The organism is Paenibacillus glycanilyticus (assembly GCF_023715145.1).
GTDB classification, from domain to species: Bacteria; Bacillota; Bacilli; order Paenibacillales; family Paenibacillaceae; genus Pristimantibacillus; species Pristimantibacillus glycanilyticus_A.
In genome coordinates this window covers 725163-737833 of the sequence record NZ_JAMBNP010000001.1, presented here as the reverse complement: position 1 = coordinate 737833, position 12671 = coordinate 725163, and the positions used below count along the sequence as shown (strand labels likewise).

The 12671-nt window shown below is 52.7% G+C and carries 8 protein-coding genes; all 8 read left to right on the top strand.

The features are described 5' to 3' along the window. Positions 1–26: 26 nt before the first annotated feature. The 8 genes from M3194_RS03425 (at position 27) to M3194_RS03390 (ending at position 12667) form a co-directional block, all read left to right on the top strand. Positions 27–1172: a carbamoyl phosphate synthase small subunit gene (locus M3194_RS03425; protein ID WP_251651612.1), complete on the top strand. Its 1146-nt coding sequence runs from the start codon at positions 27–29 to the stop codon at positions 1170–1172. Continuing rightward, positions 1159–4377, top strand: coding sequence for a carbamoyl-phosphate synthase large subunit (carB, locus tag M3194_RS03420; RefSeq protein WP_251651611.1), 3219 nt, complete (start codon positions 1159–1161; stop codon positions 4375–4377). Before M3194_RS03425 ends, carB begins: the two co-directional genes overlap by 14 nt. Before the next feature lie 124 nt (positions 4378–4501). Then, positions 4502–5227, top strand: coding sequence for an orotidine-5'-phosphate decarboxylase (pyrF, locus tag M3194_RS03415; RefSeq protein ID WP_251651610.1), 726 nt, complete (start codon positions 4502–4504; stop codon positions 5225–5227). 3 nt (positions 5228–5230) lie between these two features. Beyond that, positions 5231–5878: an orotate phosphoribosyltransferase gene (gene pyrE / locus M3194_RS03410; RefSeq protein WP_285889073.1), complete on the top strand. Its 648-nt coding sequence runs from the start codon at positions 5231–5233 to the stop codon at positions 5876–5878. 174 nt (positions 5879–6052) lie between these two features. Then, complete coding sequence (locus M3194_RS03405) at positions 6053–7777, top strand: methyl-accepting chemotaxis protein (RefSeq protein ID WP_251651609.1); 1725 nt, start codon at positions 6053–6055, stop codon at positions 7775–7777. Between the two features lie 218 nt (positions 7778–7995). After that, the gene (locus M3194_RS03400) at positions 7996–8727 is read left to right on the top strand and encodes an ABC transporter ATP-binding protein (protein ID WP_251651608.1); all 732 of its coding nucleotides are present in this window, start codon (positions 7996–7998) and stop codon (positions 8725–8727) included. Beyond that, complete coding sequence (locus M3194_RS03395; RefSeq protein WP_251651607.1) at positions 8693–9766, top strand: efflux RND transporter periplasmic adaptor subunit; 1074 nt, start codon at positions 8693–8695, stop codon at positions 9764–9766. The genes M3194_RS03400 and M3194_RS03395 overlap by 35 nt, the downstream gene beginning before the upstream one ends. Before the next feature lie 3 nt (positions 9767–9769). After that, positions 9770–12667 (top strand): ABC transporter permease, encoded by a 2898-nt coding sequence (locus tag M3194_RS03390; protein ID WP_251651606.1) that lies wholly within the window; start codon positions 9770–9772, stop codon positions 12665–12667. Positions 12668–12671 lie beyond the last annotated feature (4 nt).

The window sequence follows — 12671 nt, the reverse complement described above, 5'->3', positions numbered from 1 at the left end:
CGAAGACCTGATGAGGAGTGATACGGATGCAAGCAAGATTATTGTTGGAAGACGGAACGTTGTTTACGGGACAATCTTTCGGCGCGGAAACGCAAACGTTCGGAGAGGTTGTTTTTAATACAGGAATTACCGGTTACCAGGAAGTATTGTCGGATCCGTCCTACTGTGGACAAATCGTAACGATGACTTACCCGCTGATCGGCAACTACGGCATTTCGCGCGATGACTTCGAGTCCATCAGCCCAAGCATTCACGGATTTGTCGTACGCCGTTATGAGCCGGTGCCAAGCAACTGGCGCGCTCAATATTCCCTCGGCGATCTGCTGAAACAATACAACATTCCCGGCATCACTGGCATCGATACCCGCATGCTGACTCGTATTCTCCGCCAGCACGGTACGATGAAAGGCCTACTTACTACCGGCAACGAGCGTATTGAAGAGCTCCAAGAGCGTCTTGGCCTGTCCACTCTGATGACAGATCAAGTAGCTCGCACTTCGACCAAATCGATCTTCTCGAGCCCGGGCTTTGGCCCTCGTATCGTCCTCGTTGACTTCGGCGCGAAAAGCGGTATTCTGCGCGAGCTGACTGAGCGCGGCTGCGACGTGGTTGTGGTTCCTCATAACACAACGGCAGACGAGATCCGCCGCCTGGCACCGGACGGCATTCAGCTGTCCAACGGCCCTGGGGATCCGAAAGACGTTCCTTACGCTGTACAAATGATTAAAGAGCTGCTTGGCGAATTCCCGATCTTCGGTATCTGCCTTGGCCACCAGCTGTTCGCGCTGGCTTGCGGCGCCGATACGACAAAGCTGAAATTCGGCCACCGCGGCGGCAACCATCCGGTTAAAGAACTGGCAACGAACCGCTGCTACGTTACTTCGCAGAACCATGGCTACACGGTTCTTGAAGATTCGATCAACAGCACGGAGCTGACGGTCACTCACATCAATAACAATGACAAGACCATCGAAGGTCTGAAACATAACAAATATCCGGCGTTCTCGGTGCAATACCATCCGGAAGCTGCACCAGGCCCGTTTGATTCCAGCTACCTGTTCGATGAATTCCTGGAAATGATCCGCGAACACAAACAAAACAACCCGCAAAAACCTCGTCAAGCTGTGCTGGCGGCAACATTGAAAGGAGAACTTCAATATGCCCAAAAATAATGAACTCAAAAAAATTCTCGTAATCGGCTCCGGCCCGATTGTCATCGGACAAGCGGCGGAGTTCGACTACGCCGGCACGCAAGCTTGCCAAGCGCTGAAAGAGGAAGGCTATGAAGTCGTTCTGATCAACAGCAACCCTGCAACAATCATGACGGATACGAACATGGCCGATAAAGTTTACATCGAGCCGATTACGCTTGATTTCGTATCCCAAATCATCCGCCAGGAGCGTCCTGACGGACTCCTGCCAACACTCGGCGGCCAGACTGGCCTGAACATGGCTGTTGAACTGGCACGCGCTGGCGTTCTGGAAGCAGAAGGCGTGAAGCTGCTTGGTACGCAGCTGACTGCCATCGAGAAAGCGGAAGACCGCGATTTGTTCCGTGACCTGATGCGCGAATTGGAACAACCGGTACCGGAGAGCGTTATCGTAACTACCGTAGAAGAAGCGGTTAACTTCGCTAACGAAATCGGCTACCCAATCATCGTTCGTCCGGCTTACACGCTGGGCGGTACAGGCGGCGGCATCTGCGCTAACGAAGAAGAGCTTCGCGAAATCGTTGCATCGGGTATCCGTTACAGCCCGATCAACCAATGTCTGATCGAGAAATCGATCGCGGGCATGAAAGAAGTCGAGTATGAAGTTATGCGTGACGCGAACAATAACTGTATCGTCGTCTGCAACATGGAAAACTTCGACCCTGTAGGCGTGCACACAGGCGACAGTATCGTAGTAGCACCATCCCAAACGCTGTCCGACCGCGAATATCAAATGCTTCGCTCGGCATCGCTGAAGATCATCCGCGCCCTTAACATCGAAGGCGGCTGTAACGTTCAGTTCGCGCTGGATCCGCACAGCTTCCAATACTATGTTATCGAAGTTAACCCTCGGGTAAGCCGCTCGTCGGCGCTGGCATCGAAAGCAACGGGTTACCCGATTGCGAAGATGGCCGCGAAGATTGCTATCGGCTACACGCTGGATGAAATCGTTAACCCTGTTACTGGCCAAACTTACGCGATGTTTGAGCCAACCCTTGACTATATCGTATCGAAAATCCCGCGCTGGCCGTTTGACAAGTTCGTTAACGCGAACCGCAAGCTCGGCACGCAAATGAAAGCAACGGGCGAGGTTATGGCGATCGGCCGCACATTCGAGGAATCGATGCACAAAGCCGTCCGCTCGCTGGAGATTGGCACACACCGCATTCATTTGAAGGAAGCAACAACGCTGGATGATGCGGTTCTGCAAACTCGTCTGGCTAAGCCGGATGACGAGCGCATGTTCCTCGTAGCGGAAGCCTTCCGCCGCGGCTACAAGCTGCAAGACGTTCAAGACATGACCAAGATCGACTGGTGGTTCCTGGACAAAATCCAAGGCATCGTTGAATTCGAGGATCAAATCCGCCGCGAAGTCGCATTGTCGCGCGAAACGCTTTACGAAGCGAAACGCAGAGGCTTCTCCGACCGTTCGATCGCAGAAATCCGCAAGGAAGGCTTCCCGAACGGCAGCCATACGAACGAGCATGATATCCGTGCCTTCCGTAAAGAGATTGGCCTGACGCCAGTCTACAAGATGGTAGATACTTGCGCGGCCGAGTTCGAAGCTTCGACGCCGTATTACTACTCGACTTATGAGACGGAGAACGAAGTAACGGAATCCTCGAAGGATAAAGTACTCGTTCTGGGCTCCGGTCCAATCCGTATCGGCCAAGGCATCGAGTTTGACTACTCGACTGTACACGCGGTATGGGCGATTCAAAACGCCGGCTACGAAGCGGTTATTATCAACAACAACCCGGAGACGGTATCGACGGACTTCAGTACATCCGACCGTCTGTACTTCGAGCCACTGTTCTTCGAGGATGTTATGAACGTTATTGAGCAAGAGAAGCCAATTGGCGTAATCGTACAATTTGGCGGCCAAACGGCGATCAACCTTGCCGCACCGCTTACCAAAGCTGGCGTGAAGATTCTTGGCTCCAGCCTCGAGAGCATCGATACGGCAGAGGACCGCAAGAAGTTCGAAGCTTTGCTTCGCGGCCTGAATATCGCGCAGCCTGAGGGCAGCACGGTTACTTCGGTAGACCAAGCGGTTGAAACGGCTCAAAAGCTCGGCTATCCGGTTCTTGTTCGTCCGTCCTATGTACTCGGCGGCCGCGCAATGGAGATCGTATACTCCGACGAAGAGCTTCTGAGCTACATGGAAGTAGCCGTGAAGATCAATCCGGAGCATCCGGTTCTGATCGACCGTTACATGCTGGGTAAAGAAGCGGAAGTTGACGCAATCTGCGACGGCGAGACCGTTCTGATTCCGGGCATCATGGAGCACATCGAGCGCGCAGGCGTTCACTCCGGCGACTCCATCGCGGTATATCCGCCGCAATCGCTGTCCGATGCTATCAAGACTCAAATCGTTGACATCACGGTGAATATCGCGAAAGCACTCAAAGTTGTTGGTCTTGTAAATATCCAATTCGTTATCCATAACGATAAAGTATACGTGATCGAGGTTAACCCGCGTTCGTCCCGTACGGTACCGTTCCTGAGCAAGGTAACGGATCTGCCGATGGCGAACCTGGCAACCAAAGCGATTCTTGGCACTAAGCTGGCTGATCTGGGTTATGTGGACGGCCTGTGGCGCGAAGACAGCTATGTATCGGTTAAAGTACCGGTATTCTCCTTCGCGAAGCTGCGCCGCGTTGACCCTACGCTGACTCCGGAGATGAAATCGACGGGTGAAGTTATGGGCCGCGACGAGAACTACGCGAAAGCTTTGTACAAAGGCTTGATTGGCGCGGGAATGAAAATTCCAATGTCCGGCGCTATCGTTGCAACCGTAGCGGACAAAGATAAAGAAGAAGCGACTGAACTGCTTCGCGGCTTCTACGATCTGGGCTACAAAATTATTGCAACAGGCGGTACGGCTGATACGCTTGAGGCGGCTGGCATGCGCGTTAGACGCGTGAACAAGCTGAGCGAAGGCGCTCCAAACATTCTTGATATGATTCGCGAAGGCGAAGCGCAATTTGTTGTGAATACCTTGACGAAGGGTAAAACGCCTGAGCGTGACGGCTTCCGTATCCGCCGCGAAGCGGTAGAGAACGGTGTTGTATGTATGACATCGCTCGATACGGTCCGTGCCTTGCTGCGGATGCTCGAGTCGATCAACTTCTCCTCGCGCCCAATGCCGGTGCTGCAGAAGTAATTGAATACATGAAAGCACGGCCAGCGCCGGTTGCTTTCGGAAGCAGAAGCTGCGAGGCTTCGCCTCCGAGGCCGGCGGATGGCCGTTTATTTCGGCCTCAGAAGCGGAAGGAGTCCTTAAAGCGATGAGTTTAACAAGAGAACAAGCGGCAGACAAAGTGATGGTTGCCCTGGATTACGCGGATGCAGCTTCAGCTGAACGGCTGCTTAGCGAACTGGAAGGCATTCCGTGTTATATGAAAGTGGGCATGCAGCTCTTTTACGCGGCGGGACCTTCGTTCGTAGAGGGATTGAAGAAACGCGGCTACCGCGTATTCCTGGACGTGAAGATGCACGATATCCCAAACACGGTAAAAGGCGGTTCGAATAGCGTAACGAAGCTTGGCGTTGATATGTTCAACGTTCATGCGGCAGGCGGCGCGGCCATGATGGAAGCGGCTGTGGAAGGCGCTGAAGCAGCGTTGTCCAGCGGACAAGCAAGGCCCGCTATTATCGCCGTTACGCAGCTGACTAGCACTAGCGTTCAGGTACTGAACGAAGAGATCGGTATCGCAGGTTCGGTAGAGCAGGCGGTAGTCCGTTATGCCGAGCTGGCCAAACGAGCAGGTCTTACTGGAGTAGTCGCTTCCCCGCTTGAAGTGGAAGTGATTAAGGCAGCATGCGGCACGCCGTTCCAGACCGTAACCCCTGGCATTCGTCCGACTTGGGCGGCAACCAACGACCAGTCACGCATCATGACGCCTCGCGAAGCATTGCTGCAAGGTACGGACTATATGGTAATCGGGCGTCCGATTACAGCAGCGGCAAGCCCGCGCGAAGCATTGGAATCTATTATCGAGGAGCTGATCTAAGCCATGTCTAACGTAACATTAAATGAATTGCCGCGCGCAATCGCGAAGAAGCTGCTGGAGATTGAAGCGGTAGCCCTTCGCCCGAACGATCCGTTCACTTGGACTTCCGGCCTGAAGTCCCCGATTTATTGCGATAACCGTTTAACGATGACTTACCCTGAAATCCGTGACATGATTGCGGAAGGGTTCGCAACCGTTATCCGCGAGAATTACCCGGACGCGGAAGTAATTGCAGGCACTTCCACGGCGGGCATTCCGCATGCGGCATGGGTCGCTCAAAAGCTGAACCTGCCAATGGCGTACATCCGCGATAAAGCAAAAGGCCACGGCAAGCAAAATCAAATCGAAGGTCGAATTACCCCAGGTCAAAAGGTTGTTGTTATCGAGGACCTGATCTCGACTGGCGGCAGCTCGCTCAAAGCAGGCCTCGCGGTTCGCGAAGCAGGCGCGGAAGTATTGTCCGTGCTCGCGATCTTCACTTACCAGTTCGAGAAAGCGTCAAATGCGTTTGCAGCGGAGAACATGCCGCTTGAGACATTGTCGAACTACGGCGCTTTGATCGAAGCGGCTGTTGAGATCGGCAAAGTACAAAGCGAGGACATTGCGACGCTGCAGGCATGGCGCGCAAATCCGGAAGCTTTCGGTAAATAAAGATACCCATATTCATCAAGAGCAAGCCATTGCGGGCTTGCTCTTTTTTTGTTCGATTCGACAAAGAAATTTGTAATTTGTAATATGCGGTTATTCCAATTTCCCCTCCTCTTACCGATATCATAGTAAAGCAATATTCATTAATTTTGTTTACGTAAAGGGGCTAATCGCGGGATGAGATTCAATTTAAAATGGAAGATGGCTTTAATCGGGTTGTTACCGCTTTGTTTCTATGTGTTCTCCGGTATCTACTTGCTGAGCGAGCTCGTAAAAACAAACAAGACGATGTCAGACGAGGTGTATGGCGTATCAGCCCGTTCTTCGGCACTTATTTTGAATGCGGACCGCGATTTATATCAAGCCTATTCGGCTTATCAATATTTGGCTTTTGGCCAATTGGATGAGAGCGGCAAAGCGGAATGGAGCAAGGCTCTTGATGAAAATATGAAGGATGCAGCGGACCGGGTAAATGAGGCAAAGGGGATATTCGAGGCGAATAGCTTGCTCGAGCTGAAGAGTGAAACCGGCACAACGATCGGGCAGCTGATTCAGGAGTTTAATGCGGATTTCAGGGCTTGGGAAACAGCGGTAAGCGGCTCCGTTCAGGCTGGTAATGCCGCTGCGCAAGATAACGAGCTTCGCGGTCAATTCGAGAAAGCCCGGGCCGGGCTTGACGATATCGACGGTTTGCTTGAACAGTACGCCGGTTTGCAAATTGAAGAGAGCAAGGAGAAGCTCAAATCAACGGAATCGGGCATTTATGTCGGGATGGGCCTGGCGATTCTGCTGCTGGCGGCGCTTATTGCCTTTACCATTCAAAGGGTTATGCGGACGGTAAGAACGGTTATGGTCAGAATGAATCGGGTGGCGGAAGGCGATTTGACCGCTGAACGCAACGTGAAATACAGCAAAGACGAGCTGGGAGATATTTTACGCTCGGTTGACGACATGATTGGCATATTGAAACGGTTAATTACCTCAATCTCTTCTAGCGCCAAGGAAGTAGGCAATTCCACTACGCAATTAAACATCGTCTCGCAGGAGTCGGCAACGGCTTCGCAGCATGTGGCAGTGAATATTCAAGAGGTGACGGGCGGCACGGAAATACAGGCGCGAAGCGCAGAGGAAACGGCGAAGGCCATGGAGGAAATGACGATTGGCATCCAGCGTCTGGCGCAGAATACAACAGCTTCGGCGGAGCAGTCCGTATCGACGGCTTCCGAAGCAGGTCTTGGACAGGAAGCGCTTGAACGGTTAATCGGGCAGATGGGCGAGGTGAAGGGGGTTATCGGCCAGTTGTCCGACATTATTGATACCTTGGAAACCCGATCACAGCAGATTGGCGCCATTGCGGAGAATATTACGGCATTTGCCAATCAGACGAATATTTTGTCGCTTAACGCATCCATTGAGGCTGCAAGAGCAGGCGAGCAGGGACGCGGTTTTGCCGTTGTTGCCGGCGAGATTCGCAAGCTTGCCGCCAGCTCCCTGGAATCGGCAGAAGGCATTCATCAGCTCGTAGCTGAAACAAGAGGCGAAATATCCGGTGCTTCAAGTTACATGGCGCGGACGCTGGAAGAAGTACAGCGAGGCAACAACAGGGTGGAGGAGCTTCAGCAAAGCTTGGCGGTTATCGTCGCCGCTATTGATCATATGACTGCGCAGCTGCAGGAAAACTCGGCAATCACCGAGCAAATGTCAGCCAGCTCCGAACAGGTCAATGCTTCGATGGAGCAGGCTGCCTCTTCGGCGGCCGCTAACCTGGAGCGGACGGAGAGCGTCGCCGCGGCAACGGAGGAGCAGCTTGCGCTTATGGAAAGTATTGCGTCTGCAGCAAGTCAATTGGATGGTGTGTCCCGCGAGCTGAACCGGGAAATTAACTATTTCAAAGTAAATTAGCAGAGCGGAGAAATGAGGGCTTAGTTGTATTTCCGAAATGATTTGGAAACACGCTATGCTCTTATTTTATTTTTAGAAGAAATTTCTTTCGTTTGGAACTTTTTCTGCATGAACAACGTCTAACGTTTAGATGAGAATTATGAAAGATTGAGATTTTCTTCGAACGAATTCGTTCGCTCGAAGAAAACTCCGGTATAGGGGAGGTATCGCATCCGTTCATGGCGGCAACAGAGAAGGAAGAACGAGTAGATGGAGGGCAGCAGGACGACGAATTACATAACACCAGGTTGCTGTCGGTAGTAGATGTAGAGAGAACTTTTCAGGCTGGAGGGGCGCCGCTGCGCGTTCTGAAGGGACTTCATATGGAGCTGAAGCACGGTCAGCTGGTTATGCTGCGAGGCAGGTCAGGCTCCGGCAAAACAACCTTGCTTAATTGCCTTGGGGGACTCGATACGCCTAGCAAGGGCGAAATCTGGTTTAACGGCAAGCCGTTTCATACATTGAACGATACCGAGCGTACGCTTATCCGGCGCAAGGAAATGGGATTTATATTTCAGGCCTTTGCCTTAATGCCTTTGCTGTCTGCTTGGGAGAATGTAGAGCTGTCGCTTCGCATGGCCGGTACGCCTCGTTCCGAGTGGAAGGAAAGGGTTGCTTACTGCCTGGAGCTGGTTGGCCTTGAGAAACGGATGCATCATCGTCCGTTCGAGCTGTCAGGAGGCGAGCAGCAGCGTGTTGCCATTGCGAAGGCGATTGCCCACAAGCCGATTCTTCTTCTGGCGGATGAGCCTACGGCCGAGCTTGATTCCAACATGTCCGCACAGATTATGGCGGTCTTTCAAAATATTATTCGCACAGAACAAGTTACGATTTGTATGACTACACACGATCCTACAATTTTGGAGGTTGCCGATCATGTCTATGAAATGGTGGACGGGAAATTTGTATAAGCGTTCTGCGGCTATAATGATTGCGGCATCGGTCTTTATGACGAGCGGCTGCGCATTGCTGCCCGATGAACCTGAAGAGGAGGTGCTGCCGTCCATCGCACCGCCTCAAATCTCGAAGAAGCCGGAATATGAGGTTACAACGGCTACTTTGGAGACAAAGGTGCAGGTTATCGGGAAGATGATCTCGCAGCAGGAGGAGACGCTTTATTTTACGCTCGACGGCATGCGTCTGAAGGAATTGAATATCAAAGCCGGCGATCAGGTGAAAGCGGGCCAAACGATTGGCGTGCTGGACGTTGAGCTGATGCAGAAGGATCTTCGCAATCAGAAGCTGGCCTTCCGCAGGGAAGAGACGGCGATGAAAGAAGCGCTTCAAATGAAGGATGAGATGGACCCGATCGAATTCGAGGAGAAGTCGATTGCCTTCGAAGAGAAGAAGCAGGCGCTGAGCGATCTGGAGGAGCAAATCAGCCGTTCGGTCTTAACCTCTCCGTTCAGCGGTACGGTTGTGACTCTTAAAGTGCAGAAGGGCGATCTGATTAAAGCTTATGATCCGATTGCCGTTATTGCGGACACAAGCCTGCTTATCCCGGCAGCAAAGCTGACCAAGGATGAACAAGCGAAGATTGCCGTTGGCATGCCGGTTGTGGTTGATATTAATAACGCCGGACAATTCAAAGGCACGGTCAAAGCGCTGCCGGTTACGACTTCCGATCCTAACGGAGGCGGCGGTGGCGGCGGTGAAGGCCAGGAGCCGGCCAGAGAGCGTCCGGAGGATTTCATGGTAGTATCCGTAAAGGATTTGCCAAAGACCATCAATCGCGGTACGCCATTATCCATTAACATTATTACGAAAAGAAAGGAAAACGTCGTCGTTATTCCTCCATCCACGCTTCGCACGATCGGCGCCAGAACCTACGTGCAGGTTGTCGATGCCGACGGGAAGCGGGAGGTGGACGTTGAGGTCGGCCAGCAAACGGCAACGCAGGTAGAGATTATTAAAGGACTTACGCCTGGCCAGAAAGTTGTAGGTAAATAGCTTATGGGGATTCCTTTATTCCGATTTCTGTTCCGCAAAATGTGGAATACCCGCTGGCTGACGATAAGCACTTTAGCTGGACTTATTCTTGCCGTTGCTTTCGCAACGAGTATTCCGATGTATGCCGACGGCGCGCTGAAGCGCGTTGTCGCCCAATCTCTTCAAGAGAAGAGCGACGGTCTTCCCGCGGGCTCCTTGTTAATGCGTTATCAGGTGCCAGGCGGTGAGAAGACGGATCCCGAAGCTCTTAAAGAGATGGAGCGATTTATCAAAGAGGATGTACCCGGCCTTATCGGCTTCCCTTTTCAGACGAACATAAACAGCTATTCCATTCGGGGCACCGAGGTCGTTCCGGAGGATCCAAGCAAGGTTGATGCCAGCCGCATCCGTCAAATGACGATCATGACGATGGCCGATCTGGAAGGGAAAACCGAACTTACCCAGGGCCGCTGGTTCAAAAACACGGAAGGCACGGACGATGTTCTGGAAGCAGTGATGCTCGAGGAAGGGATGTACCGCAACGATCTTCATATCGGCGATGTGCTGGAATATCCGGTATACGGCGGACTAGATCTCACTCTGCGCGTCAAGATCGTAGGTGTCGTTAAGCCGCTAAATCAAACCGACCCCTACTGGTACCAAGGGCTGGAAGGTCTCATGAATACGCTCCAGATCAGTGAAGACGAGTTTATGGGATCGCTGATCCAGAAGGCTGGCATCCCGGTCAACAACGCAAGCTGGTATTACGCGTTTGACCTGTCACAGGTGAAAACGAGTCAGCTGGCCCCGTTAAGCCGGACGCTTGATCGGCTCAATATTGACCTGTATCAGAAGCTGAAGGGAGCAAGAGTGGAAATCTCTTTCGCTTCGACGCTGACGGAATTCAAGAAGCAAAGCCTGCAGCTGCAGACGCTTCTCTTTACGCTAGCGGCGCCAATGCTGGCGATGGTATTCTACTTTATTGCCATGAACGCCCGCCAGTCGCTGGATAAACAACGAAGCGATATTGCCGTCCTGCGAAGCAGGGGAGCGGGAACGAGGCAAATTATTTGGATTTATTTGCTCGAGGGCTTGCTGCTAGGCAGCATAGCTATCGTTGCAGGGCCGTTAATTGGCTGGTTTATGGCCAAGAGTATTGGCTCGGCAGACGGCTTCCTGTCCTTCGTTAACCGGAAGTCGATTCCGGTAGGTTTCTCGACGGAGGCGATTATTGCAGGGGCTGCTGCTGTACTGCTTGCCGTGCTCTCAACCGTTATTCCGGCGGTCATCTATGCGCGCTCCTCTATTGTCAGCTACAAGAGGGAGCTTGCACGCTCGGACCGCGGACCTTTATGGCAGCGCTGGTTCCTGGACGTTGCTCTGCTGGCAGTAGCCGGATACGGCTGGTATATGTTTAACGAACGGCAGATGTTGTCTTTCCAGACGGGAATGACAACGGATCAATTAAACGTTCAGCCGTTTCTATTCTTTGTCCCGGCGCTGTCGATCTTCGCGCTTGGCCTGGTCTGCTTACGGCTGTTCCCGTGGCTGCTCAAGTTGTTCAACTGGCTGGGACGCAAGTTTCTCCCGGTTCCCTTATATTTGACGCTGACGCAGCTCTCGCGTTCGTCCAAAGGCTATTACCCGCTGATGATCCTGCTTATCCTGACGCTTGGACTCGGCGTGTACAATGCTTCGGCCGCACGCACCATTGACCTAAATTCAACCGAGAGAACGCTCTACAAATACGGCTCGGACGTGACCATCCAGACGGTATGGGAAGGGACCATTGAAGTCCAGCGCCCTAGCGGCGGAGACAACGGCAATGGGGGCGGCAATGGAGGCAATGGCGGTGGCAACGGCGGTGGAGGAGGCGGTAACGGCGGAGGCGGCGGTGGCGGCCAGCAGCCGGTACCAACCAAGATCCTGTACAACGAACCTCCGTTTGAAATATTCCGCAAGCTTGAAGGCGTTGAGGCAGCGGCCCGCGTCCTTCAGACAAAAGGCAATGTAGTCGTATCGGGCCGTTCAATCGGTCAAGGCAGTATCATGGGAATCGACAATGTCGACTTTGCGAAAGTCGCATGGTTCCGCAGCGATCTGTTCCCGGTCCATCCGTACAATTACTTGAATTACTTAGGCATGTATGAGCAGGCAGCGCTTATTCCGTCCAATGTGGCAGAGAAATATCAGCTTAAACCTGGTGATCTGATTTCGGTCGGTTTCTCGGAAGGCATGCTTGATTTTGTTGTTGTTGGCATTCTGCCTTATTGGCCGACGCAATACCCGGATCAATCGCCGTTTGTGATTACCAATCTGGATTATATCTATGACCAGCTGCCGATGATGCCTTACGAGGTATGGCTGAAGATGAAGCCTGACGCCAAGCTGGCGCCGGTCGTGGAAGAGCTTCAGAAGGCGGGCATCGAGATCGCTAATGTCGAGGATGTACGCTCCGAGCTTATTACCCAATCGAAGCTGCCGACAAGAGGCGGCGTATTCGGGATTCTCAGTCTAGGCTTCCTCGTATCCGTCATCGTTACCTTAACCGGATACGTCCTGTATTGGTTCTTTAATCTATCGGGCCGAGTCGTGCAGTTTGGCGTCCTTCGGGCAATGGGGCTTTCGAGAAGGCAGCTTACCGGTATGCTGCTGCTGGAGCAATTGTTCACAGCGGGCCTGTCTATCGGATTAGGCATTCTGATTGGCAAGGTTACGAGTCTTATCTTCCTTCCGTTCCTGCAAACCGCAGAGAATGTGGCGGATACGGTACCGCCTTTCCGGGTCGTCTTTGACTCGAAGGATACGAATCAGCTGTACGCGGTTGTTGGATTTATGATGGTTACAGGGGCTGTGCTGCTCTTCCTGCATATCCGCAGGCTGCGGGTACATCAAGCAGTCAAAATGGGAGAGGAGCGGTAAACAA

What these genes read in the sequence shown, in the direction of transcription:
- M3194_RS03425 (WP_251651612.1), top strand. Translation starts at nt 27, where the DNA reads ATGCAAGCAAGATTATTGTTGGAAGACGGAACGTTGTTTACGGGACAA.
- pyrE (WP_285889073.1), top strand. Translation starts at nt 5,231, where the DNA reads ATGTCTAACGTAACATTAAATGAATTGCCGCGCGCAATCGCGAAGAAG.
- M3194_RS03400 (WP_251651608.1), top strand. Translation starts at nt 7,996, where the DNA reads ATGGCGGCAACAGAGAAGGAAGAACGAGTAGATGGAGGGCAGCAGGAC.
- M3194_RS03405 (WP_251651609.1), top strand. Translation starts at nt 6,053, where the DNA reads ATGAGATTCAATTTAAAATGGAAGATGGCTTTAATCGGGTTGTTACCG.
- pyrF (WP_251651610.1), top strand. Translation starts at nt 4,502, where the DNA reads ATGAGTTTAACAAGAGAACAAGCGGCAGACAAAGTGATGGTTGCCCTG.
- M3194_RS03390 (WP_251651606.1), top strand. Translation starts at nt 9,770, where the DNA reads ATGGGGATTCCTTTATTCCGATTTCTGTTCCGCAAAATGTGGAATACC.
- M3194_RS03395 (WP_251651607.1), top strand. Translation starts at nt 8,693, where the DNA reads ATGTCTATGAAATGGTGGACGGGAAATTTGTATAAGCGTTCTGCGGCT.
- carB (WP_251651611.1), top strand. Translation starts at nt 1,159, where the DNA reads ATGCCCAAAAATAATGAACTCAAAAAAATTCTCGTAATCGGCTCCGGC.